Source organism: Pseudomonas sp. NPDC008258 (assembly GCF_042956345.1).
Lineage (GTDB): Bacteria > Pseudomonadota > Gammaproteobacteria > Pseudomonadales > Pseudomonadaceae > Aquipseudomonas.
Genome location: NZ_JBIBGE010000012.1, coordinates 117,498 through 141,375, shown reverse-complemented (window position 1 = coordinate 141,375; position 23,878 = coordinate 117,498). Strand labels below are relative to the sequence as shown.

Genomic DNA, 23,878 nt, shown 5'->3' with positions numbered 1-23,878 from the left:
AACGGTATCCCTGAAGGCTTCTTCTATGTAGAGGTGGTGGTCGTGACGTTCATCGGTGGCAGGTATTCATGGCCAATGGGGTAGTGCTGCCCGATGCGGTCGCGATAGTAGCATTCTAGTGTGCGCGTGACGGTGCGGAAAGCCAGCTCGCCCCACGGTATCTCATGTTCTTCGAACAAGCGCACCTCAAGGCTTTCGACACCCACATCAAAGGCAAGGTCCGCCAGTTCGGCGCGGAAGAATACATGCACCTGGTTGATGTGCGGCAGGTCGAACAGTTGGTACAGGCTCATTTCCCCGACCCGCGCGCAGGCTTCCTCGACGGTTTCGCGACGGGCGGCCTGATCGAGGGTTTCGCCGTTTTCCATGAACCCTGCGGGCAGGGTCCAGAAACCGCGTCGTGGTTCGATAGCGCGCCGGCACAACAGCACCTGGCTGCCCCAGGTGGGTAGCACGCCTGCAACGATGTTGGGGTTCTGGTAGTGGATGGTCTGGCAAGACTCGCAGACAAACCGCAGGCGGCTGTCGCCTTCGGGAATCCGCTGGGTGACCGGCTGGCCGCACGCGCTGCAGAATTTCATGTGAGCTTCCTTTTGTTCAAGGCTATCTTGGCGCGCCGGCAGGGCGCTGCGCAAGCGCAGGGGCTTGGGTGCTTCGCGGCTTTGGTGCATCATGCAAGGCAGGCCTTGGATACGAGCGTGCGCAATGCTGGACGAGCTACTTCGCCGAATGAGCAACCACCAACCCGCATCACTGGAAACCGACCGACGGTTCCCTGAAGCGGCGGTCCTTTTGCCCGTTACCCGTAGCGAAGCGCCCGAACTGGTATTGACCCTGCGCGCCAAGGGCCTGTCCACCCATGGCGGTGAAGTCGCTTTTCCCGGCGGGCGCCGTGACCCGGAAGACCCGGACCTGGTGTTTACCGCCCTGCGCGAAGCCGAGGAAGAAATCGGCCTGCCGCCCGGCCTGGTGGAAGTGATCGGCCCGCTCAGCCCGCTGATTTCGCTGCATGGTCTTAAAGTGACGCCATTCGTCGGGGTTATTCCCGACTTCGTCGAATACCGCGCCAATGATGCCGAAATCGCGGCAGTATTCACCGTACCGCTGGAATTCTTCCGCCAGGACCCGCGCGAACATACCCACCGTATCGATTACCAGGGGCGCAGCTGGTATGTGCCCAGCTACCGCTATGGCGAATACAAGATCTGGGGTCTCTCGGCGATCATGATCGTCGAACTGGTGAACCTGCTGTTCGATGCCGGCATCAGCCTGCACCAGCCCCCTGAGCGTTACATCGAAAACTGAGCGGGGCCTACCCCGCCATTTGCGTTCCAGCCTGAGGAGCATGCATGAAATACCGCCTGGGTGACCTGCGGGTCGAAAGCCATCCCACCAGTTGGGCCGCACCCAACGCCACGCTGATCGGCAACGTGCGCCTGCAGGCCGATGCGAGTGTGTGGTTTGGCGCGGTGTTGCGCGGGGATAACGAGCTGATCGACATTGGCGAAGGCAGTAACGTGCAGGACGGCACGGTCATGCACACCGACATGGGTTCGCCGCTGACCCTGGGCAAGGGCGTGACTGTTGGCCACAACGCCATGCTGCATGGCTGCACGGTGGGCGACTACAGCCTGGTGGGTATCAATGCGGTGATCCTCAACGGTGCGCGCATTGGCAAACACTGCATCATCGGTGCCAACGCGCTGATCGCCGAGGGCAAGGAAATTCCGGACGGTTCGCTGGTAGTGGGCTCGCCAGGCAAGGTGGTACGCGAGTTGACCGAGCAGCAGAAGCGCATGCTCGAAGCCAGCGCCGCACACTATGTGCATAATGCCCGGCGTTACGCGCAAGAACTGGTGGTTGATGATGAATAATGTTGTAGAGCGGCCGGTGGCCTCGCCTTGCGTGAGCATTTGCGCGCTGGACGAGCAGGATATCTGCACCGGGTGCCAGCGAACCGTGGCGGAGATTGGCCGCTGGGGGCGGATGGACAACGACGAGCGCCGCGCGGTGCTCAAGCTTTGCCATGAGCGGGCAGTACAGGCCGGCCTCATCCTTTAAGCTGATGTAGAACCCTGTGGGAGCGGGCGTGCCCGCGAAGAGTCCAACGCGGTGCATGGCACCGGCTGCGCCGGTGTTCGCGGCGGTTCGACGCCTCGACGCGCCCGCTCCCACAGGTACAGCGTCAGCCTCGAGGGCGACGCATCATTTGTGGGAGCGGGTTTACCCGCGAAGAAGCCAGCGGTAATCTGTACGGCTTGCCCACAGACTACCCGCCATGTTCTATCTGATCGCCTATATCAGCAGCGTAGTGCTGATCAACTACGCGTTTTCCAGTGCCCCGCACCTGGACATCATCTGGTCCGCCTGGGGTGGCCTGGTGTTCATCCTGCGTGACATGGTGCAGACCCGCTTCGGGCACGGCGCCCTGGTTGCCATGCTGGTGGCGCTGGTGCTTTCCTACGTTACCTCGGAGCCGGCCATCGCCCTGGCCAGCGCCACTGCGTTCTTCATCTCCGAGCTGATCGACTGGCTGGTGTTCAGCATCACCCGTCGGCCACTGCGTGACCGCCTGTGGTTGAGCTCGGCGCTGAGTATTCCGGTGGATACCTTCATCTTCTTCGGCATGATCGGCGCCCTGACCCCGGCGGTGGTCGGCACCGCCATGGCTTCCAAGTTCGCCGGTGTCACCGCCGTGTGGCTGGCCATGGCATTTCGCGCCCGGCGGGCCGCCGTTGCCGGTTGATGGTGTAGAATAGCGGTCCTTTTTCAGCGGGCGGTGCCAAGCCTGGTGCGGCCCCGGATGCCTTCGAGGACCTGAAATGACCCGTATCGGAACCCCCTTGTCGCCCACCGCGACCCGTGTACTGCTGTGCGGCTGTGGCGAGTTGGGCAAGGAAGTGGTGATCGAACTGCAGCGCCTGGGCGTCGAAGTGATCGCCGTCGACCGCTACGCCAATGCCCCGGCCATGCAGGTGGCGCATCGCAGCCATGTGGTCAACATGCTCGATGGCGTTGCCCTGCGCGCGGTGATCGAGGCCGAGAAACCGCACTACATCGTCCCTGAAATCGAAGCCATCGCCACCGCCACCCTGGTCGAGCTGGAAAACGAAGGTTTCAACGTGGTGCCGACCGCCCGCGCCACCCAGCTGACCATGAACCGTGAAGGCATCCGTCGCCTGGCCGCCGAAGAGCTGGACCTGCCGACCTCGCCGTACCACTTTGCCGACACTTATGAAGACTACGCCAAGGCCGTGGCCGATGTCGGCTACCCGTGTGTAGTCAAGCCGGTGATGAGCTCGTCGGGTAAAGGCCAGAGCCTGCTGCGCAGCGATGCCGACCTGCAGAAGTCGTGGGACTACGCGCAGGAAGGCGGTCGCGCCGGTAAAGGCCGCGTGATTGTCGAAGGTTTCATTGACTTCGAATACGAAATCACCCTGCTGACCGTGCGCCACGTGGGTGGCACCACCTTCCTGGAACCGGTTGGCCACCGGCAGGAGAAGGGCGACTACCAGGAGTCGTGGCAGCCGCAGGCCATGAGCCCGAAAGCGCTGGCCGAGTCGCAGCGCGTGGCCAAGGCAGTTACCGACGCCCTGGGCGGTCGTGGCCTGTTCGGCGTGGAGCTGTTCGTGAAAGGCGACCAGGTATGGTTCAGCGAAGTGTCGCCACGCCCGCATGACACCGGCTTGGTGACCCTGATTTCCCAGGACCTGTCGCAATTCGCCCTGCATGCCCGCGCCATTCTCGGCCTGCCGATTCCAGTGGTACGCCAGTTTGGTCCGTCGGCATCGGCAGTCATCCTGCCGGAAGGGCAATCGCAGCAGACCAGCTTCGCCAACCTGGGCGCAGCGCTGAGTGAACCGGATACGGCCATCCGCCTGTTCGGCAAGCCGGAAATCAACGGTACCCGCCGCATGGGCGTGTGCCTGGCGCGTGACGAGTCGGTCGAACTGGCGCGGGCCAAGGCGACCCGTGCATCGCAGGCGGTCAAGGTCGAGTTCTGATCCGAGACCGCAGGGGGCCGCTTTGCGGCCCATCGCCGGCAAGCCAGCTCCCACAGAAACTTCACATGTCTTGAATCTTGTGAGATCCCTGTGGGAGCTGGCTTGCCGGCGATGGGCTGCAACGCAGCCCCAATGAATCAAAGCTCGGTATTACGGGTCTCTTTCAAGCACAGCACGGCAATCAAACTGATCACCGCCGCCGCCGACACATAACCCCCCACCCAGCTCAACCCGCCCATGCTCACCAGCTTCTGGGCAAAGAATGGTGCCGCCGAGGCCCCGACAATCCCGCCCAGGTTATACGCCGCCGAAGCCCCGGTATAACGCACGTGAGTCGGGAACAGTTCAGGCAGCAGTGCCCCCATCGGCGCAAAGGTCACGCCCATCAGGAACAGCTCGATGGCCAGGAACAGCGCCACACCCGTGGTCGAACCCGAGGTCAGCAGCGGTTCCATGGTAAAGCCTGACGCCACCGCCAACAGGCCGCCGACGATCAGCACCGGTTTGCGCCCGTAGCGGTCACTGAGCCAGGCCGACAGCGGTGTGGCCAAGGCCATGAACACCACTGCAAAGCACAGCAGGCCAAGGAACGTCTCGCGGCTGTAGCCCAGCGTGGTCACGCCATAGCTCAGCGAGAACACCGTCGAGATATAGAACAGCGCGTAGCACACCACCATCGCCGCAGCGCCCAGCAGGGTAGGGCGCCAGTGCTTGGCGAACAGGTCTACCACCGGCATCTTCACCCGTTCCTGGCGAGCAACTGCCTTGGCGAACACCGGGCTTTCTTCAAGTTTCAGACGCACGTACAGGCCGACCAGCACCAGTGCAGCGCTGAGCAGGAACGGAATGCGCCAGCCCCAGTCGCGGAACTGCTCGTCGCTCAGGGTTAGCGCCAGGGTCAGGAACAAGCCGTTGGCAGCCAAAAAGCCGATCGATGGGCCCAGCTGCGGGAACATGCCGAACCAGGCACGCCTGCCCTCGGGGGCGTTCTCGGTGGCCAGCAACGCTGCGCCACCCCATTCGCCGCCCAGGCCGAGGCCTTGGCCAAAACGCAGCAGGCAGAGAATGATCGGCGCCCACACGCCAATGCTGTCATAACCCGGCAGCACGCCGATGGCCGTGGTGGAGACGCCCATCAGCAACAGCGAGGCAACCAGGGTCGACTTGCGGCCGATACGGTCGCCAAAGTGGCCGAACAGCGCCGAGCCCAGCGGGCGGGCGAGGAAAGCGATGCCGAAGGTGAGGAAAGCCGCCAGCATTTGCGCGGTACCTGAGCCGGACGGGAAGAACACCGGGCCAATCACCAGGGCAGCGGCGGTAGCGTAGACGTAGAAATCATAGAACTCGATGGCGGTGCCGATGAAGCTGGCGGTGGCTACCCGCGCAGGCGAGTTGGCCGGTGCGGCAGGCGCTTCGGCATAGGTGCTGCTGGTTGTCATTAAGTAGGTCCCTAACAGTCTGGTCCAGCTCCATGGGCATGGCCCGCGACGGCGTGCGGAGCAAAGGGCAGGCACGGTTGCGCGGACGCCGGAGCGTTTTGTTGTTGTGTGCGCCCGACTGACGATAGCCCAAGGGGGATAGGGGCGGGGCAGGCACTGTTCAGGGTGTTGAAGCAGGACCGTGGGGCGTGTCAGTGGAGCGGACTGGCCGTTTGGCGCCGGTTGCGGGTAGCAGGCGGGACGGCGGGGCTGGGTAAGCGTGACCCGAGTATAGCTATCGGGTCACGGTCCACACCAGTACCTTGCTGGCACAATTGTCCTCTGTTTCGAGGATTTCAAGGCGATAGCGGCCGATCTTCAGGCAAACGGCGCTTTCCGGGATGCTCTCCAGCGCTTCGGTCACCAGCCCGTTAAGGGTTTTCGGCCCGCCGTCGCAGGGCAGGTGCCAGCCCAGGGTACGGTTGATTTCGCGTAGCGAGGCGGTGCCATCGATGACGAAGGTGCCATCGGGCTGCGGGTGCACGTGGGGGTTTTCCAGGCTCTGTTCATCCTCGAACTCGCCAACGATCTCTTCGAGGATGTCTTCAAGGGTGACGATGCCCTGCACCTCGCCGTACTCGTCCACCACTACGCCCATGCGGCGTTGCTGCTTGTGGAAGTTCAGCAGCTGCATTTGCAGGGGCGTGCTTTCCGGCACGAAATAGGGTTCGTAACAGGCGCCGTGCAAGGCATCCAGAGTCAGTTCGGCCTTGGGCAAAAGATGGCTGATCAGCTTGGTATTGAGGATGGCTTCGACCTGGTTGATGTCGTTGTGATACACCGGCAGGCGAGTGTGACGGCTGACGATCAACTGTTCGATGATGCGCTCGATCGGTTCGTCCAGGTTGATGCCGTCTACTTCGTTGCGCGGCACCAGGATGTCATTGACGGTGACTTTGTCCAGCGACTGCAGGCCGTCTAGCAGCCCGTGGCGGGGGGCTTCGTGCTCTTCGTCCTCGTCGAACTCATCGGCTTCCTGCGGGTGCAGGGCTACGGCCGTAGGCTGTGCGCGGAACGGGCGCAGCAGTAGCTTGGCAAAGCCGTCCAGAAGGCAGGCCAGCGGCTGTAGCAAGGCCAGGGGCACTTTCAGCAGGCTGGCGCCAAGGCTGACGAGCGCCTGCGGGTTGCGTCGGGCCAGGCGACGCGGCAGGTACTCGGCAAGCACCAGCAAGGTGAAGGTGGCGGCCAGCCCCGCCAGCCAGAAACCATGTTCGCCACTGTGGCGCTGGCCCACCAGGCAGGCGAGGCCCAGCACCAGCAGCTTGCCCAGGCTGGCGCACAGCACCAGTGCCTGGGCAGGGAGCACGGGCTGGCCTTCCTCGTTGGTGCGCAGGGAACCATTGAGCAGCAGGCGGGCGGCATCCACGGCAGTGAACAGCGCCGACCACACAAGGGCCAGTGCCAGGGTGCCGAATAGCGGTGCGTACGGCAGGGTGTCCATGGTCGGCCGTCAGATATGCAAGATGAATTCGCGAACCAGCTTGCTGCCGAAATAGGCCAGCATCAGCAGGCAGAAACCGGCCAGCGTCCAGCGGATGGCCTTGTGGCCGCGCCAGCCCAGGCGGGTGCGGCCCCACAGCAACACGCTGAACACCACCCAGGCCACGCAGGCCAGCAAGGTCTTGTGTACCAGGTGCTGGGCAAACAGGTTGTCGAGGAACAGCCAGCCCGAGATCAATGACAGCGACAGCAGGCACCAGCCGGCCCAGAGGAAGCCGAACAGCAGGCTTTCCATGGTTTGCAGCGGTGGGAAGTTGCGGATCAGCCCGGACGGGTGCTTGTTCTTCAGTTGGCGGTCCTGCAGCAGCAACAGCAGCGACTGGAATACCGCGATGGTGAACAGCCCGTAGGCCAGGATCGACAGCAGGATGTGCGCAAGGATGCCCGGCTCTTCGTTGATCAGCGGCACCGTGCCGGGTGGCGCGAACTGCGCCAGCAACGCAGTGACCGCACCCAGCGGGAACAGCAGTACAAGCAGGTTTTCCACCGGTATGCGCAGGCAGGCGATCAGGGTCAGGGCGATGACCGCTACGGCGATCAGGCTGGCGGCACTGAAGAAGTCCAGGCTCAGGCCCAGCGGGGTGATCAGCTGGAAGAACAGCGCGCCGGCCTGGGCCAGCACCGCGAACGCGCCCAGCAGGCCAAGCAGGCGCTTGTCGGCCTTGCGGCCCTGGGCCAGGTGCGAGCCCTGGTAGATGGCCGCAGCTATATAAAGGCCGGCGGCGATCAGGTTGGGGATGAGGCTGGGTGAGGAGACCATAAGTCCTGGTTGGCGAGCCTTTAAAGAGACGGAGTTTGGCATAGATCCCGTTGATCAAGGAAGACTGAAGGCTTGTGTCAGGGCATTCGCGGGCACGCCCGCTCCCACAGGTCCTGCGCAGGCCCCGAAAGTGGTGGAGATCCTGTGGGAGCGGGCGCGCCCGCGAAGAGGCCGGAGCAGGCACCGAATATCTCCCAAGGTGTGCGCCGCCGCTGCACTTCGCTATAATCGCCGCCTTGCTGTGCCCGGCGGGTGTGCATTTCCCCGCGGGCGCCTGACAAACCTCGGCTTTTACTGGGCCTGAAAGGATCACCATGTTCGAAAACCTGACCGACCGCCTGTCACAGACGCTGCGCCATGTCACCGGCAAGGCCAAGCTGACCGAAGACAACATCAAGGACACGCTGCGCGAAGTGCGCATGGCCCTGCTCGAGGCCGACGTTGCCCTGCCGGTGGTCAAGGATTTCGTCAACAGCGTCAAGGAACGCGCGGTCGGCACCGAAGTGTCGCGCAGCCTGACCCCGGGCCAGGCGTTCGTGAAGATCGTTCAGGCCGAGCTGGAAAGCCTGATGGGTGCGGCCAACGAAGACCTCGCGCTGAACGCTGCGCCGCCTGCCGTGGTGCTGATGGCCGGCCTGCAGGGTGCGGGTAAGACCACCACCGCCGGCAAGCTGGCGCGCTTCCTTAAAGAGCGCAAGAAAAAGAGCGTGATGGTGGTCTCCGCCGACGTTTACCGCCCGGCGGCGATCAAGCAGCTGGAAACCCTGGCCAACGACATCGGTGTCACCTTCTTCCCGTCCGACATCAGCCAGAAGCCGGTGGCCATTGCCGAAGCGGCCATCCGCGAAGCCAAGCTGAAATTCATCGATGTGGTCATCGTCGACACCGCCGGCCGTTTGCACATCGACGCCGACATGATGGACGAGATCAAGGCGCTGCACGCTGCAGTCAAGCCGATCGAGACCCTGTTCGTGGTCGACGCCATGACCGGCCAGGATGCTGCCAACACCGCCAAGGCGTTTGGCGAGGCACTGCCACTGACCGGCGTGGTGCTGACCAAGGTCGATGGTGATGCCCGTGGCGGTGCTGCACTGTCGGTGCGTGCCATTACCGGCAAGCCGATCAAGTTCATCGGTATGGGTGAAAAGACCGAGGCCCTCGAGCCGTTCCACCCTGACCGCGTCGCCTCGCGCATTCTTGGCATGGGTGACGTGCTCAGCCTGATCGAGCAGGCCGAGCAGACCATCGACAAGGCCAAGGCCGACAAGCTGGCCAAGAAGCTGAAGAAGGGCAAGGGCTTCGACCTCGAAGACTTCCGCGACCAGCTGCAACAAATGAAGAACATGGGCGGCCTGGGCGGCCTGATGGACAAGCTGCCGAGCATCGGCGGGGTCAACCTGTCGCAGATGGGTAACGCCCAGGGCGCGGCCGAGAAGCAGTTCAAGCAGATGGAGGCGATCATCAACTCCATGACCCCGGCCGAGCGCCGCGATCCTGACCTGATCAGTGGTTCGCGCAAGCGCCGCATCGCCTTGGGTTCCGGCACCCAGGTGCAGGACATCGGCCGGCTGATCAAGCAGCACAAGCAGATGCAGAAGATGATGAAGAAGTTTTCTGCCAAAGGCGGCATGGCCAAGATGATGCGCGGCCTTGGCGGCATGCTGCCTGGCGGCGGCATGCCGAAGCTGTAAATCTTATTCCGGGCGCCTGCCGTTCATCGGCCAGGCGCCCAGAACGCCCGCTTCGGCGGGGCAACGGCCGCGGATTTCGCGGCGCAACCGGCAAATCTGGACGGTGGGGCAGTGCCTTGCCGAAAAAGTCATTTGCAAATGTCCGTGTATTCCCCGAGAATATGCGGCCTTTTGGGCACCCGTGTGCCTATTTGGCATTCAGATTTGCAGTACAAACTGCAACACCGACTATAGGAACGATGTTCACATGGTAACCATTCGTCTGGCCCGTGGCGGCTCGAAAAAGCGCCCATTCTACCACCTGACCGTGACCAACTCGCGTAACGCCCGTGACGGCCGTTTCGTTGAGCGCGTTGGCTTCTTCAACCCGATCGCATCGGGCGCCGAAGTCAAGCTGTCGGTCAACCAAGAGCGCGTCACCTACTGGCTGAGCCAGGGCGCACAGCCGTCTGAGCGCGTTGCTCAGCTGCTGAAGGACGCTGCCAAGGCCGCTGCCTGAACAGTATGAACGCGACGCCAGAAAAGGCTGATGACCTCATCGTCGTCGGCAAGATTTTTTCGGTTCACGGCGTTCGCGGCGAGGTGAAGGTGTATTCCTTTACCGATCCGATTGAAAACCTGTTGGATTATCCGCGCTGGACGCTTCGGCACGAAGGCAAGGTAAAGCAGGTAGAGCTGGTCAACGGTCGTGGCTCCCAAAAGGGCCTGGTCGTAAAGCTGAAAGGCCTCGACGATCGCGATGAAGCCCGTCTTCTGAGCGGTTACGAAATCTGCATTGCGCGGAGCCTTTTGCCCAACCTGGCTGCCGACGAGTACTACTGGTACCAGTTGGAAGGCCTTAAGGTCATCAACCAGGACGAACAGTTGTTCGGCAAGGTCGATCACCTGTTGGAGACCGGTGCGAACGATGTAATGGTGGTCAAGCCCTGCGCAGGCAGCCTGGATGATCGCGAGCGTCTGTTGCCCTATACGGAGCAATGCGTGCTCAACATCGACCTGGAAGCAGGCGTGATGCGGGTTGAATGGGACGCGGACTTCTAAACGATGGGTAACCTTCGCGTAGACGTCATCACGTTGTTCCCCGAGATGTTCTCGGCCATCACGGAGTACGGCATTACCAGCCGCGCGGTGAAACAGGGGTTGCTACAGGTGACTTGCTGGAACCCGCGGGACTACACCACAGATCGTCACCACACGGTGGATGATCGGCCGTTTGGTGGTGGTCCGGGCATGGTGATGAAAATCAAGCCTCTGGAAGACGCCCTGGTTAGCGCCAGGCAAGCGACCGGAGCAGCGGCGAAGGTGATCTACCTTTCGCCACAAGGCCGCAAGCTGACTCAGCAGGCGGTCACAGGCCTGGCCGAACAGGAATCGTTGATCCTGATCGCCGGTCGTTATGAAGGCATCGACGAGCGCTTTATCGAGGCTCATGTCGATGAGGAGTGGTCGATTGGCGACTATGTGCTTTCCGGTGGCGAGCTGCCGGCCATGGTACTGATCGATGCGGTTACACGGCTGCTGCCCGGAGCTTTAGGGCATGTGGACTCGGCGGAAGAAGATTCCTTCACCGACGGTCTGCTGGATTGCCCGCACTACACCCGACCTGAGGTGTATGCGGATCAGCGTGTTCCCGACGTGTTGCTAAGTGGCAACCATGCACATATCCGGCGTTGGAGGATGAAGCAGTCCCTTGGTAGGACCTTCGAACGACGCGCCGATCTTCTGGAAAGTCGCTCGCTTTCTGGAGAAGAGAAGAAGCTGCTCGAGGAATACCTCCGCGAGCGGGACGATAGTTAAACGTATCGATGGTGGATCGCGTATCCATCTTAGGAGCACAGCATGACCAACAAGATCATCCAGCAGCTCGAAGCCGAGCAGATGAGCAAGGAAATCCCGACCTTCGCACCAGGCGACACCGTTGTCGTTCAGGTTAAAGTGAAGGAAGGCGAGCGTTCCCGTCTGCAGGCGTTCGAAGGCGTTGTTATCGCCAAGCGTAACCGCGGTCTGAACAGCGCTTTCACCGTGCGCAAGATCTCCAGCGGCGTTGGCGTAGAGCGTACCTTCCAGACCTACAGCCCGCAAATCGACAGCCTGGCCGTGAAACGTCGTGGTGACGTGCGTAAAGCCAAGCTGTACTACCTGCGCGACCTGTCCGGCAAAGCCGCTCGCATCAAGGAAAAACTGTCCTGAGTACAGTTTGCCCGGTGGCCGAGGCCGCCTAGCGAGAAAAAAGCAGCCTTCGGGCTGCTTTTTTGCGTTTTGAACCTTTGAAAGGTGTGATTGCAATGACTACCCGAGACCAGGAAATCCAGCGCCGTACCGAGCTGTCGGTGACCCGCGTGACCAAGGCGGTATTCCCCAATACCACCAACCACCACAACACCCTGTTTGGCGGCACTGCCCTGGCCTGGATGGACGAAGTGTCGTTTATCGCCGCCACGCGCTTCTGCCGCTTGCCGCTGGTGACCGTGTCCACCGACCGCATCGACTTCAAGCACCCGATCCCGGCGGGTTCGATCGTCGAACTGGTGGGTTCGGTGGTCAAGGTCGGCAACACCAGCTTGCAGGTGCAGGTGGATGTGTTTGTCGAGAACATGTACCTGGACGGCCGTGAGCGGGCGATTCATGGGGTGTTCAGCTTTGTCGCCATCGACGAGGACAAGCGGCCGGTGCCCGTGTTGCCCCAGCCCTGAGCTCTTCTGTGCAGGCCTCTTCGCGGGCACGCCCGCTCCCACAGGTACAGCGCTGCATTCAGATTCTGTGGAGAACCCTGTGGGAGCGGGCGTGCCCGCGAAAGGGCCAGTACAGACAACCTGTGAGCTGCTGTGAAACACTAGCCCCACCTACAGCACCCAGCAGCCCCGAATGCCCGCCCTAGACCACCCTCTGATCGACCAGTTCCTTGACGCCCTGTGGCTCGAAAAGGGCCTGTCCGACAACACCCGTGCCTCCTACCGCAGCGACCTGGCCCTGTTCAACGGCTGGCTGCAGGAGCATTCGGTTGCCCTGCCTGACGCCGGCCGTGACCTGATCCTCGACCACCTCGCCTGGCGCCTCGACCAGGGTTACAAACCACGCTCCACGGCGCGCTTCCTCTCCGGCCTGCGCGGCTTCTTCCGCTACCTGCTGCGGGAAAAGCTGGTGGCCATCGACCCAACCTTGCAGGTCGACATGCCGCAACTGGGCAAACCACTGCCCAAGTCGCTGTCCGAGGCGGACGTCGAAGCCTTGCTGCAAGCCCCGGACCTGGGCGAAGCCATCGGCCAGCGCGACCGCGCCATGCTCGAAGTGCTCTATGCCTGCGGCCTGCGCGTCACCGAGCTGGTCAGCCTGACCCTGGATCAGATCAACCTGCGCCAGGGTGTGCTGCGGGTGATGGGCAAGGGCAGCAAGGAACGCTTGGTGCCCATGGGTGAAGAGGCGGTGGTGTGGCTGGAACGCTACCAGCGCGATGGCCGCGCCGAATTGCTTAATGGTCGCCCCAGCGACGTGCTGTTCCCCAGCCAGCGCGGCGAACAGATGACCCGCCAGACCTTCTGGCACCGTATCAAGCACCATGCCCGGGTTGCCGGTATCGACAAGCCACTGTCGCCGCATACGCTGCGCCACGCCTTCGCCACCCACCTGCTCAACCATGGCGCCGACCTGCGCGTGGTGCAGATGTTGCTTGGCCACAGCGACCTGTCCACCACGCAGATCTACACCCACGTCGCCAAGGCCCGCCTGCAGCAGTTGCATGCCCAGCACCATCCGCGTGGATGAATGTTTTTCATGTTCCGCCGACTGGTCCTGGCAAGGCCCTTCACCGGTGGCGTGATGTGGTAGGCTTGGGCGGTTTGCACCAAGGGCCGCACGGCCACCGCGTATTTTTCGCAGGTGGCGCCCTCCGGCCCCTGTCCGCCTTCAGGAGTTCCCATGCGCGTGACCCAGTTTTTCGCCGCCGCCGCCTTGGCGCTGGCCAGTACCTTTGCCGTTGCTGCGGCAACCGATAGCAATGCCGGTGCCGAGCAGGCCATCCGTAAATCGTTGCAGAACCTTGAGCTGGAAGTGCCCGTGGAAAGCGTGGCCAGCAGCCCGCTCAACGGCCTTTATGAAGTCAAGCTGCAGGGCGGCCGCGTGCTGTACGCCAGCGCCGACGGCCAGTTCGTGATGCAGGGCTACCTGTTCCAGATCCAGGACGGCAAGCCGGTCAACCTCACCGAAAAAACCGAGCGCCAAGGCATCGCCAAGCTCATCAACGGCATTCCAGCCGCCGAGATGGTGGTTTATCCTGCCAAAGGCGAGACCAAGTCGCACATTACCGTGTTTACCGACACCACCTGCCCGTATTGCCACAAGCTGCACGCCGAAGTGCCCGAGTTGAACCGCCGCGGTATCGAAGTGCGCTACGTTGCCTTCCCGCGCCAGGGCCTGGGCTCGCCGGGTGACCAGCAGTTGCAGGCGGTGTGGTGCTCCAGCGACCGCCGTGGGGCGATGGACAAGATGGTCGAAGGCGAAGAAATCAAGGCGGCCAAGTGCGCCAACCCGGTCGGCAAGCAGTTCCAGCTGGGCCAGTCGATCGGCGTCAACGGCACGCCGGCCATCGTGCTTGAAAGCGGCCAGGTCATTCCGGGCTACCAGCCGGCACCGCAAGTCGCCAAGCTGGCACTGGCCAAGTAATCCAATTCAGTACGCCGTCGTCATGGGGTGACGGCATGTTTCACGGTCGGCAACAGTGTCGGCCGTTCAATGGGGAGTTCACAGTGAAACCGGTCAAAGTAGGCATCTGTGGGTTGGGGACCGTCGGTGGCGGAACCTTCAATGTACTTCAGCGCAACGCCGAGGAGATTGCCCGCCGTGCCGGGCGCGGTATTGAAGTGGCACAGATCGCCATGCGCTCGCAGAACCCGAACTGCCAGATTACCGGTACCCCCATTACCGCTGATGTGTTCGAAGTTGCGAGCAACCCGCAGATCGACATTGTCATCGAGCTGATCGGTGGCTACACCATCGCCCGCGACCTGGTGCTCAAGGCCATTGAAAACGGCAAGCATGTGGTTACCGCCAACAAGGCGCTGATTGCCGTGCACGGCAACGAAATCTTCGCCAAGGCCCGCGAGAAGGGCGTGATCGTTGCCTTCGAAGCGGCTGTTGCTGGGGGCATCCCGGTAATCAAGGCCATTCGCGAAGGCCTGTCGGCCAACCGCATCAACTGGCTGGCCGGCATCATCAACGGCACCGGCAACTTCATCCTCACCGAAATGCGCGAGAAAGGCCGCGCCTTCCCGGACGTACTGGCCGAAGCCCAGGCGCTGGGTTACGCCGAAGCCGACCCGACCTTTGACGTCGAGGGCATTGACGCCGCGCACAAGCTGACCATCCTGGCATCCATCGCCTTTGGCATCCCGCTGCAGTTCGACAAGGCTTACACCGAAGGCATCACCCAGCTGACCACCGCTGACGTGAACTATGCCGAGGCCCTGGGCTACCGCATAAAGCACCTGGGCGTGGCCCGGCGTACCGCCGAAGGCATCGAACTGCGTGTGCACCCGACGCTGATCCCGGCCGACCGCCTGATCGCCAACGTCAACGGCGTGATGAACGCCGTGATGGTCAACGGTGATGCTGCCGGTTCGACCCTGTACTACGGCGCGGGCGCCGGCATGGAGCCTACCGCTTCGTCGGTAGTCGGTGACCTGGTGGACGTGGTCCGTGCCATGACCTCCGACCCGGAAAACCGCGTGCCGCACCTGGCCTTCCAGCCAGACTCGCTGTCGGCCCACCCGATCCTGCCGATCGAGGCCTGCGAGAGCGCCTACTACCTGCGTATCCAGGCCAAGGACCACCCAGGCGTGCTGGCTCAGGTAGCGAGCATCCTGTCGGAGCGCGGCATCAACATCGAGTCGATCATGCAGAAGGAAGCCGAGGAACAGGACGGCCTGGTGCCGATGATCCTGCTGACCCACGGCGTGGTAGAGCAGCGCATCAACGACGCCATCGTCGCGCTGGAAGCCCTGCAGGACGTGGTCGGCAAGGTCGTGCGCATCCGCGTCGAACAGCTGAATTAATTTGCCAATCGGGCTGCTCGCGCGGCCCTAGCATCGAAGGTTTGCACCCATGCGCTATATCAGTACCCGCGGCCAGGCTCCGGCCCTGAATTTCGAAGACGTGCTGCTGGCTGGCCTGGCCAGCGACGGCGGCCTGTACGTCCCTGAAAACCTGCCTCGCTTCACCCAGGAAGAAATCGCCTCCTGGGCTGGCCTGCCTTACCACGAGCTGGCCTTCCGCGTAATGCGCCCGTTCGTCGAAGGCAGCATCGCCGACGCCGATTTCAAGAAGATCCTTGAAGAAACCTACGGCGAGTTCGCCCATGCTGCGGTTGCCCCGCTGCGCCAGCTGAACAGCAACGAGTGGGTGCTGGAGCTGTTCCACGGCCCGACCCTGGCGTTCAAGGACTTTGCCCTGCAACTGCTCGGCCGCCTGCTCGACCACGTGCTGGCCAAGCGTAACGAACGTGTAGTGATCGTTGGCGCCACCAGTGGTGACACCGGTTCTGCCGCCATCGAAGGCTGCCGCCGTTGCGACAACGTCGACATCTTCATCCTGCACCCGCACCAGCGCGTGTCGGAAGTGCAGCGTCGCCAGATGACCACCATTTTTGGCGACAACATCCACAACATCGCCATCGAAGGTAACTTCGATGACTGCCAGGAAATGGTCAAGGCCAGCTTTGCCGACCAGTCGTTCCTCAAGGGCACCCGCCTGGTGGCAGTCAACTCCATCAACTGGGCGCGCATCATGGCCCAGATCGTCTACTACTTCCACGCAGCCCTGCAGCTGGGTGGCCCGGCGCGCTCGGTGGCGTTCTCGGTACCGACCGGCAACTTCGGCGACATCTTCGCCGGCTACCTGGCGCGCAACATGGGCCTGCCGGTCAGCCAGCTGATCGTCGCCACCAACCGCAACGACATCCTGCACCGCTTCATGAGCGGCAACCAGTACGTCAAGGACACCCTGCACGCGACCTTGTCGCCGTCGATGGACATCATGGTTTCGTCCAACTTCGAGCGCCTGCTGTTCGACCTGCACGGTCGCAACGGTGGCGCCATTGCCGACCTGATGGCCAACTTCAAGCAAGGTGGCGGCTTCAGTGTCGAGCAAGACCGCTGGACCGAAGCGCGCAAGCTGTTCGACTCGCTGGCCGTGAGCGACGAGCAAACCTGCGAGACCATTGCCGAAGTGTTTGCTGCAACCGGTGAAGTGCTCGACCCGCATACCGCGATCGGCGTCAAGGCCGCCCGCGAGTGCCGCCGCAGCCTGGACACCCCGATGGTGGTGCTGGGTACCGCGCACCCGGTCAAGTTCCCGGAGGCGGTGGAGAAGGCCGGTGTGGGCAAGGCACTGGAGCTGCCAGCGCACCTCAGCGACCTGTTCAGCCGTGAAGAGCGTTGCACGGTGCTGGCCAATGACCTGAAAGCGGTGCAGGCGTTTGTCAGCCAGCACGGGAACCGCGGCAAGCCGCTCTAAGTATTGCTGTAGCTGGGGGCTGCTTTGCAGCCCATCGCCGGCAAGCCAGCTCCCACAGGTACTCCACAGCCTTCGGGCCTTGTGATGTACCTGTGGGAGCTGGCTTGCCGGCGATGGGCCGCAAAGCGGCCCCAATATCTCGGACTTTTCCCTCAGTCCAATCAGAAACGTCTTATTCAGGCACAGCCCACGCAACGCCTAACTTAGCCGGTCCTCCCATCAGGAGCGGCTCATGTACCAGACCTCCGTGTTGATCCACCAGGCGCGCCCATCGCACCAGATCCTCCTGCACCAGGCCCTCAACGCCCAAGGCATGTTCAACGTGCGCATTAGCGCGAACGCTAGCGACCTGAATGCCTGCCTGGACGAACGTCGCCCCGATCTGCTGATTCTCGACCATGCCATGCCAACCCAGGCAGGTCTTGCCGTGCTTGCTCGGCAGCACCGGTCGCGTGCGTTGCTATTTGTCGGCAAGGCTACCCCGAGGCGCCAGAACCTGGCCCAAGAGGCAAGAAACCGGGGGCTTTGGGTGCTCGCCGAGCTTACGTGGCCGCTGTCGATGCCCCGTTTGCAGCGTGCCCTGCTAACACTGCAAGTGCACCCGGGGCGGCGTATTCAAACTGTCATGTCAGCCCCGCATGCTCAGTGAACCAGGCGCGGCATGTCGAACTTTCCGCTGCGTCGGTTGGTCAGTTCCTTTATATCCCACCACGCAGCGAGTGATCCGGATGGAAAGAATCTGCAGCCTGCTCAACGACGCCCTGAGCCCCTATCAGACCCACCTCGGCATCGCCGATGCCAGCGGTAACCGCCAACTGACCATTCATGACCGCCTCGCCGGCATTACCTTGCGGCGCACGGTCACCGAGCGCCAGTTGCAGGAGCAACGCCTGTTGATCGATCTGGTGGATGGCCTGCATCGAGACTTGCAGATCGCCGAAGGCCGATTGCAGCCTTGTGTAATTGCGGCACTGCAACAGCGTCAGCAACCGCAGGGAACCTTTGCCTGAGTGGCTAATCAGACACAGTAGGGCAGCCAGCCAGTGCTTTGCTCCGGTGCTGGCAAGGCTGCCACGGGAAGTCCCCAAGGACTTTCGCTTGGCCCCGGGCGTCCTCCCCAGCGCCCGGGGTTTCTTTTTTCTGGGTATGCACCAGTCATCTGTCTTCGAAGAAGCGCTTGCTCTCTTCCAGGTAATCTTCCCGCAATGCCGGGTCCAGCCAGTGAGCATAGAGCCCGGGCAGCACATCGCGGCGCAGCGCCGGCAGCAACTGGTCGATGTGCGCCACCGCAGCACGCCCCAGCTCACTGTCCGAGCACCCCACGTGTAAAAACTGATAACGCTCCACGCCCTGCACCGGATGAAACTGGTAGTCATCCAGTGAACCGCCTTGCTGCTGGATCAGGTAGCGCACTTCAGGCCAGTAGCCGAGCACCATGCGCAAGCGCCCCAGTTGCTGCATCTGCAGCAGGTTGGCGGTGGCGTCACTACCGTAGTGGCGGCTGAGCGCGCTGTCGGGCAACTGTCGCAGAATGCTGTCGATCTGCGTGCCGTAGCTGCGCTCGGCAACAATCCCCAGCTTCAGCGGGGCCGTGCTCAGCAGCCCATGCAGGTCCACTTGCTGGCCATCCAGGTACGGCGCCACCAGCGCCTGGTTTTCCATGCGCAACACCAGGCCGCCGCTGAGCACACCCAGCGATGGCAGGGAAAAACGCACGAATTCGGCACGTTCAGGTGTCCACAGCAGGGTCGGGTCGCAGGTAAAGGTGTTGCGGTCCTGCAGCATCTGGATACCGCGAGCGCGGGTGACCCGCAAGACGGTGTGGTCGTATTCGGGCATCTGCCCGATCAGCCGTGGCAACAGTTGGTCGACCACCCCCTGGCCTTTTTCCGGGCCTTCGAAAATGGTGAACGGCGGCAAGTCACGCACCAGCCAGAACAGGCGCTCTTTGGCGCTGGCAGGTTGCAGCAGCAATGCGGGCAACAGCCCGCACAGCAGAGCCAGGTGGCGAAGGCAGCGGGCAGCGCGCATGGAGCCGGGCCGCGCCAGGGTCAGACCGTGCCTGCTGCGCGCAGGCCGGCAATGGCCGCCGCGTCGTAGCCCAGGCGGGTCAGCAGTGCCTCGGTGTGTTCGCCCAGCGCCGGGCCGACCCATTCGGTGGAGCCGGGCGTATCCGACAGCTTGGGTACGATGCCGGGCATCTTGAACGGCTTGCCGTCCGGCAGCTTGGCCTGCAGGAACATTTCCCGCGCCAGGTACTGCGGGTCGTTGAACATGTCTTCGGCCGAGTAGATACGGCTGGCCGGTACTTCGGCCGTGGTCAGCACCTGCATCAACTGCTCCAGCGGCAAGCTGTTGGCCCAGCGGTCGATCACCCCGTACAGCTCGTCACGGCGCAGGTCACGGCCATCGTTGGTGGCCAGGGTCGGGTCGTCCGCCAGGTCGGCGCGGTCAATGGCCTGCATGAAACGCTTGAAGATCGCATCGCCGTTGGCACCGATCTGCACATGCTTGCCATCGGCGCTGGTATGGATGGAAGAGGGCGTGATACCGGGCATGATGTTGCCGGTGCGCTCGCGGATAAAGCCGAACACATCGAACTCCGGCACCATGCTTTCCATCATGGCGAAGATCGCTTCGTACAGTGCCACGTCCACCACCTGGCCCAGGCCGCCATTGACTTCGCGGTGACGCAGCGCCATCAGCGCGCCGATTACCCCCCACAGGGCGGCAATCGAGTCACCGATGGAAATGCCGGTGCGCACTGGCGGGCGGTCATCGAAACCGGTGATGTAGCGCAGGCCGCCCATCGACTCGCCCACGGCGCCGAAGCCCGGCTGGTCTTTCATCGGCCCGGTCTGGCCAAAGCCGGAAAGGCGCACCATCACCAGGCGCGGGTTCAGCGCATGCAGCACGTCCCAGCCCAGGCCAAGCTTTTCCAGCACGCCCGGGCGGAAGTTCTCGATCAGGATGTCCGCTTCGGCCAAGAGCTTTTTCAGCACCTCGCGGCCCTCGGGGTGCTTGAGGTTGAGGGTTAGCGACTGCTTGTTGCGGGCCTGCACGAACCACCACAGCGAGGTGCCCTCGTACAGCTTGCGCCACTTGCGCAGCGGGTCGCCGCCATCGGGTGATTCGACCTTGACCACCTCGGCACCGAATTCGGCGCAGATGCGCGAAGCGAACGGCCCGGCAATCAGCGTGCCGAGTTCGACAACTTTAAGGCCGGCGAGGGGTTTGCTGGGCGTCGACATGGGGCATCCGTGGCAGCTGGGCAGAGCCGTGGTTGTATCACACGTCGGTTTCGCCGGGTACTGCTGCGGCGCATGGAGGGTGCAGATGGGGTAGACTGTGCCACTTTTCTTTTGCACGAAGCCCGTCGACCATGGCCCAGCCTTCCACCACCTACAAGTTCGAACTGAATCTGACCGACCTGGACCGCAACGTCTACGAAAGCGTCAAGCAGACCATTGCCCGCCACCCTTCGGAAACCGAAGAGCGTATGGCGGTCCGCCTGCTGGCGTACGCGCTCTGGTACAACGAGAACTTGTCGTTTGGCCGTGGCCTGTCGGATGTCGATGAGCCGGCACTTTGGGAAAAGAGCCTGGACGACCGGGTGCTGCACTGGATCGAAGTGGGCCAGCCCGATGCCGACCGCCTGACCTGGTGCTCGCGCCGTACCGAGCGCACCAGCCTGCTGGCCTACGGCAGCCTGCGTGTGTGGGAAGGCAAGGTGGTGGGCGCGGTCAAGAACCTGAAGAACCTGAGCATCGCTGCGGTGCCGCAAGAGGTGCTGGAAACCCTGGCCACCGACATGCCGCGCAGCATCAAGTGGGACGTGATGATCAGCGAGGGCACGGTATTCGTGACGGACGACCGCGGCCAGCACGAAGTGCAGCTGCAGTGGCTGCTCGGTGAGCGTGGCTGAAGCAACCCATGCGTATCGAACCTCGCCCCCTGCCGCCGACCCTGCCATTTCTGGGTAACCTGCCACCCTTGCTGACCCGCCTTTACGCCGCGCGTGGCGTGCAGAGCGAGGCCGAGCTGGACAAAAGCCTGGCGCGGCTACTGCCGTACCAGCAGCTCAAGGGCATCGAGGCTGGTGTCGACCTGCTGGTCGAGGCGCTGGACCAGCGGCAGCGCATCCTTATCGTTGGCGACTTCGATGCCGATGGCGCCACCGCCAGCACCGTTGGCGTGTTGGGCCTGCGCCTGCTGGGCGCGGCCCACGTCGATTACCTGGTGCCCAACCGCTTTGAATATGGCTACGGCCTGACCCCGGAAATCGTCGAAGTGGCGCTGCAACGCCAGCCGCAACTGCTGATTACCGTGGACAACGGCATTTCCAGCGTCGAGGGTGTGGCGGCAGCCAAGGCCGCCGGGCTCAAGGTGCTGGTCACCGACCACCACCTGCCAGGCCAGCAGTTGCCCGACGCAGACGCCATCATCAACCCCAATCAGCCGGGCTGCGAGTTCCCCAGCAAGGCGCTGGCCGGGGTAGGGGTGATTTTCTACGTGCTGATGGCCCTGCGCGCGCGCCTGCGCAGCCTGGGCCGCTACGAGACGCAAGCGCAGCCGAACATCGGTGAACTGCTCGACCTGGTCGCGCTGGGTAGCGTGGCCGACGTGGTGCCGCTGGATGCCAACAACCGCATCCTGGTGCATCAAGGCCTTGAGCGGATCCGCGCCGGCCGTGCTCGCCCGGGGCTGAAGGCCATTCTTGAAGTAGCCCGCCGCGATCACCGGCGCATCACCTCGACCGACCTCGGTTTCATCCTCGGCCCGCGCTTGAATGCTGCCGGGCGCCTGGACGACATGAGCCTGGGTATCGAATGCCTGCTGTGCGAAGACGCCGCGCTGGCCCAGGACATGGCCCAGCAGCTGGATGACCTGAACCAGGACCGCAAATCCATCGAACAGGGCATGCAGCGCGAGGCCCTGGCCCAGCTCAAGGAGCTGCCTGTCGAATCGATGCCGTATGGCCTGTGCCTGTTCGATGCCGACTGGCACCAGGGGGTGATCGGTATTCTGGCTTCGCGCCTGAAAGAACGTTATCACCGACCGACCATCGCTTTTGCTGATGCTGGCGAGGGCATGCTCAAGGGGTCGGCGCGCTCGGTACCCGGTTTTCATATCCGCGACGCGCTGGATGCCGTGGCGGCCCGCCATCCCGAGCTGATCAGCAAGTTCGGTGGCCACGCCATGGCTGCGGGGCTGTCGCTACCCGAGGGGAATTTCCCGGCCTTTGCCGAGGCGTTCGACGAAGAAGTGCGACGCCAGTTGTGCGAAGACGACCTGACCGGCCGTTTGCAGTCCGACGGCAGCCTGGCGGTGGAGGAGTTTCATCTCGACCTGGCCAAGGCGCTGCGCAATGCCGGGCCGTGGGGGCAGCACTTCCCTGAACCGCTGTTTCACGGTGTGTTCCAGTTGGTGGAGCAGCGGGTGGTTGGCGAGCGGCACCTGAAGGTGGTGCTCAAGAGCGAGTGTGGTTCGGTGCGGTTGGACGGCATTGCCTTCGGCATTGACCGCGAAGTGTGGCCGAACCCGACCGTGCGCTGGGTGGAGTTGGCCTACAAGCTGGATGTGAACGAGTTTCGTGGTAATGAAAGTGTGCAGTTGATGATTGCCCACATGGAGCCGCGCTGACTGCAAATAGGGGGCGGCTTTGCAGCCCATCTTGCGCACCCACCCAAAATCCCATGGAACCCTCCCCCCACCCATTCTGGTCTAGTCTGAAGTTATGACCGGACCTGGGCCAGGGACGTGCAATTGAGTGTCCGGGCCGGATCACCATTGGAGTCCTTGGGAGGTGCCCTCATGAGCTTGCTGCTTGAGCCTTACACCCTGCGTCAGCTGACCCTGCCCAACCGCATTGCCGTCTCGCCGATGTGCCAGTATTCCGCCATCGATGGCCTGGCCAACGACTGGCACCTCGTTCATCTAGGTAGCCGCGCCGTGGGTGGCGCGGGCCTGGTGATCACCGAAGCCGTGGCGGTCACCGCCGATGGCCGCATTACCGCCGAAGACCTCGGCCTGTGGGACGACGCGCAGATCGCCCCGTTGCAACGCATCACCCGCTTCATCACCGCTCAGGGTGCCGTGCCCGGCATCCAGCTGGCACACGCCGGGCGCAAGGCCAGTACCTATCGCCCATGGCTGGGCAAGCAAGGTAGCGTCAAGCTGGAAGAGGGCGGCTGGCAGCCGGTAGGCCCGTCGAAAATCGCCTTCGACCCGCAGCACACCGCGCCACGTGAGTTGAGCCAGGACGAGATCCAGGGTGTGATTGCCGCCTTCGTCGCTTCGACAGAACGCGCCTTGAAGGCCGGTTTCAAGGTGGTCGAAATCCACGCAGCCCACGGCTATCTGTTGCACCAGTTCCTCTCGCCACTGAGCAACCAGCGCCGCGACGAGTACGGCAGCTGCTTCGAAAACCGCATCCGCCTGACCTTGCAGGTGGTCGAGGCAGTGCGCAAGGTATGGCCGGTCGAATTGCCGCTGTTCGTGCGGGTATCGGCAACCGACTGGGTTGAAGACGGCTGGAACCCGGATGAAACCGTCGAGTTGGCCCGGCGCCTGCGCGGCTTGGGTGTCGACCTGATCGACGTGTCTTCCGGCGGCACCTCGGTCAACGCCGAAATTCCCACTGGCCCCGGCTACCAGACTCGCTTCGCCGAGCGCGTGCGCAAGGAGTCGGAAATCGCCACCGGCACTGTGGGGATGATTACCGAACCCGCCCAGGCCGAGCACATCCTGCGCACCGGCCAGGCCGACATCATCTTCCTTGCCCGCGAACTGCTGCGCGACCCTTACTGGCCCCTGCATGCCGACGACGACCTGGGTGGCAACAAGGCCACCTGGCCAGCCCAATACCAGCGCGCCACCAGCCGGGCCAACCCGATTCACGAGTCGGATTTGCGCGACTAAGGTCTGCCTGTACTGGCC

26 protein-coding genes are annotated in these 23,878 nt (G+C 63.0%); 20 read left to right on the top strand and 6 right to left on the bottom strand.

The genetic code is table 11. The features are described from left to right. Positions 1-23 precede the first annotated feature (23 nt). On the bottom strand, positions 24-581 hold the full coding sequence (locus ACFY9W_RS12410; protein WP_391130398.1) for a zinc ribbon domain-containing protein: 558 nt from the start codon (positions 579-581) through the stop codon (positions 24-26). Positions 582-705: 124 nt separating this feature from the next. Here ACFY9W_RS12410 and ACFY9W_RS12405 point away from each other — a divergent pair, with 124 nt between their 5' ends. The 5 genes from ACFY9W_RS12405 to purT all read left to right on the top strand — a co-directional run bounded on the left by ACFY9W_RS12405 (position 706) and on the right by purT (position 4,004). Next, positions 706-1,305 (top strand): CoA pyrophosphatase, encoded by a 600-nt coding sequence (locus ACFY9W_RS12405; RefSeq protein WP_391130395.1) that lies wholly within the window; start codon positions 706-708, stop codon positions 1,303-1,305. A 44-nt stretch (positions 1,306-1,349) separates the two neighbouring features. Further along, positions 1,350-1,874 (top strand): gamma carbonic anhydrase family protein, encoded by a 525-nt coding sequence (locus ACFY9W_RS12400; RefSeq protein ID WP_391130391.1) that lies wholly within the window; start codon positions 1,350-1,352, stop codon positions 1,872-1,874. Then, positions 1,864-2,061 carry a DUF1289 domain-containing protein gene (locus tag ACFY9W_RS12395; protein WP_391130388.1) on the top strand — a complete coding sequence of 66 codons (198 nt, stop codon included), beginning with the start codon at positions 1,864-1,866 and terminating at the stop codon, positions 2,059-2,061. Before ACFY9W_RS12400 ends, ACFY9W_RS12395 begins: the two co-directional genes overlap by 11 nt. A 217-nt stretch (positions 2,062-2,278) precedes the next feature. Next, positions 2,279-2,746, top strand: coding sequence for a VUT family protein (locus ACFY9W_RS12390; protein WP_060492700.1), 468 nt, complete (start codon positions 2,279-2,281; stop codon positions 2,744-2,746). Positions 2,747-2,822: 76 nt separating this feature from the next. Beyond that, positions 2,823-4,004 (top strand): formate-dependent phosphoribosylglycinamide formyltransferase, encoded by a 1,182-nt coding sequence (gene purT, locus ACFY9W_RS12385; protein ID WP_016501237.1) that lies wholly within the window; start codon positions 2,823-2,825, stop codon positions 4,002-4,004. A gap of 137 nt (positions 4,005-4,141) precedes the next feature. On the opposite strand, the gene ACFY9W_RS12380 is transcribed toward purT, so the two are convergent. The 3 genes from ACFY9W_RS12380 to ACFY9W_RS12370 form a co-directional block, all read right to left on the bottom strand. Next, on the bottom strand, positions 4,142-5,443 hold the full coding sequence (locus ACFY9W_RS12380; protein ID WP_391130384.1) for a metabolite/H+ symporter: 1,302 nt from the start codon (positions 5,441-5,443) through the stop codon (positions 4,142-4,144). A 274-nt stretch (positions 5,444-5,717) separates the two neighbouring features. After that, a complete protein-coding gene (locus ACFY9W_RS12375) occupies positions 5,718-6,923 on the bottom strand; it encodes a transporter associated domain-containing protein (RefSeq protein WP_391130381.1) in 1,206 nt (401 codons plus the stop codon). 9 nt (positions 6,924-6,932) lie between these two features. Further along, entirely contained in the window at positions 6,933-7,742 is an 810-nt protein-coding gene (locus tag ACFY9W_RS12370) for a cytochrome c biogenesis protein CcsA (RefSeq protein ID WP_391130378.1), read from the bottom strand. A 314-nt stretch (positions 7,743-8,056) separates the two neighbouring features. Between ACFY9W_RS12370 and ffh the strand changes: the two genes are divergently transcribed. From ffh to ACFY9W_RS12310, 12 genes are all read left to right on the top strand, one after another. Further along, complete coding sequence (ffh, locus tag ACFY9W_RS12365; RefSeq protein ID WP_012270758.1) at positions 8,057-9,433, top strand: signal recognition particle protein; 1,377 nt, start codon at positions 8,057-8,059, stop codon at positions 9,431-9,433. 247 nt (positions 9,434-9,680) lie between these two features. Beyond that, a complete protein-coding gene (rpsP, locus tag ACFY9W_RS12360; RefSeq protein WP_008094480.1) occupies positions 9,681-9,932 on the top strand; it encodes a 30S ribosomal protein S16 in 252 nt (83 codons plus the stop codon). A gap of 5 nt (positions 9,933-9,937) precedes the next feature. Next, positions 9,938-10,474, top strand: coding sequence for a ribosome maturation factor RimM (rimM, locus tag ACFY9W_RS12355; protein ID WP_391130374.1), 537 nt, complete (start codon positions 9,938-9,940; stop codon positions 10,472-10,474). 3 nt (positions 10,475-10,477) lie between these two features. Next, positions 10,478-11,230: a tRNA (guanosine(37)-N1)-methyltransferase TrmD gene (gene trmD / locus ACFY9W_RS12350; protein ID WP_391130371.1), complete on the top strand. Its 753-nt coding sequence runs from the start codon at positions 10,478-10,480 to the stop codon at positions 11,228-11,230. A gap of 42 nt (positions 11,231-11,272) precedes the next feature. Then, positions 11,273-11,623, top strand: coding sequence for a 50S ribosomal protein L19 (gene rplS, locus ACFY9W_RS12345; protein ID WP_003252148.1), 351 nt, complete (start codon positions 11,273-11,275; stop codon positions 11,621-11,623). A 95-nt stretch (positions 11,624-11,718) separates the two neighbouring features. Continuing rightward, positions 11,719-12,126, top strand: a complete 408-nt coding sequence (locus ACFY9W_RS12340; RefSeq protein ID WP_391130367.1) for a hotdog domain-containing protein — start codon at positions 11,719-11,721, stop codon at positions 12,124-12,126. Positions 12,127-12,298: 172 nt separating this feature from the next. Then, positions 12,299-13,195 (top strand): site-specific tyrosine recombinase XerD, encoded by an 897-nt coding sequence (gene xerD, locus ACFY9W_RS12335; RefSeq protein ID WP_391130364.1) that lies wholly within the window; start codon positions 12,299-12,301, stop codon positions 13,193-13,195. Between the two features lie 153 nt (positions 13,196-13,348). After that, complete coding sequence (locus ACFY9W_RS12330) at positions 13,349-14,092, top strand: thioredoxin fold domain-containing protein (protein WP_201207839.1); 744 nt, start codon at positions 13,349-13,351, stop codon at positions 14,090-14,092. Positions 14,093-14,175: 83 nt separating this feature from the next. Further along, a complete protein-coding gene (locus ACFY9W_RS12325; protein ID WP_391130359.1) occupies positions 14,176-15,480 on the top strand; it encodes a homoserine dehydrogenase in 1,305 nt (434 codons plus the stop codon). A 49-nt stretch (positions 15,481-15,529) separates the two neighbouring features. Next, positions 15,530-16,939 carry a threonine synthase gene (gene thrC, locus ACFY9W_RS12320; protein WP_391130356.1) on the top strand — a complete coding sequence of 470 codons (1,410 nt, stop codon included), beginning with the start codon at positions 15,530-15,532 and terminating at the stop codon, positions 16,937-16,939. Between the two features lie 232 nt (positions 16,940-17,171). Next, the gene (locus ACFY9W_RS12315; protein ID WP_391130353.1) at positions 17,172-17,588 is read left to right on the top strand and encodes a response regulator; all 417 of its coding nucleotides are present in this window, start codon (positions 17,172-17,174) and stop codon (positions 17,586-17,588) included. 79 nt (positions 17,589-17,667) lie between these two features. Then, positions 17,668-17,949 carry a DUF3509 domain-containing protein gene (locus ACFY9W_RS12310; protein WP_391130350.1) on the top strand — a complete coding sequence of 94 codons (282 nt, stop codon included), beginning with the start codon at positions 17,668-17,670 and terminating at the stop codon, positions 17,947-17,949. A 145-nt stretch (positions 17,950-18,094) separates the two neighbouring features. Here ACFY9W_RS12310 and ACFY9W_RS12305 read toward each other — a convergent pair whose 3' ends face one another. After that, the gene (locus tag ACFY9W_RS12305; RefSeq protein WP_391130347.1) at positions 18,095-18,970 is read right to left on the bottom strand and encodes a TIGR02285 family protein; all 876 of its coding nucleotides are present in this window, start codon (positions 18,968-18,970) and stop codon (positions 18,095-18,097) included. 20 nt (positions 18,971-18,990) lie between these two features. After that, positions 18,991-20,190 carry a CoA transferase gene (locus ACFY9W_RS12300; RefSeq protein ID WP_391130344.1) on the bottom strand — a complete coding sequence of 400 codons (1,200 nt, stop codon included), beginning with the start codon at positions 20,188-20,190 and terminating at the stop codon, positions 18,991-18,993. A 131-nt stretch (positions 20,191-20,321) separates the two neighbouring features. On the opposite strand from ACFY9W_RS12300, the gene ACFY9W_RS12295 reads away from it, so the two are divergent. The 3 genes from ACFY9W_RS12295 to ACFY9W_RS12285 all read left to right on the top strand — a co-directional run bounded on the left by ACFY9W_RS12295 (position 20,322) and on the right by ACFY9W_RS12285 (position 23,860). Continuing rightward, positions 20,322-20,864: a YaeQ family protein gene (locus ACFY9W_RS12295; RefSeq protein WP_144171436.1), complete on the top strand. Its 543-nt coding sequence runs from the start codon at positions 20,322-20,324 to the stop codon at positions 20,862-20,864. An 8-nt stretch (positions 20,865-20,872) separates the two neighbouring features. Next, positions 20,873-22,582 (top strand): single-stranded-DNA-specific exonuclease RecJ, encoded by a 1,710-nt coding sequence (gene recJ / locus ACFY9W_RS12290; protein ID WP_391130340.1) that lies wholly within the window; start codon positions 20,873-20,875, stop codon positions 22,580-22,582. A gap of 171 nt (positions 22,583-22,753) precedes the next feature. Further along, positions 22,754-23,860: an NADH:flavin oxidoreductase/NADH oxidase gene (locus ACFY9W_RS12285; protein ID WP_391130337.1), complete on the top strand. Its 1,107-nt coding sequence runs from the start codon at positions 22,754-22,756 to the stop codon at positions 23,858-23,860. Positions 23,861-23,878 lie beyond the last annotated feature (18 nt).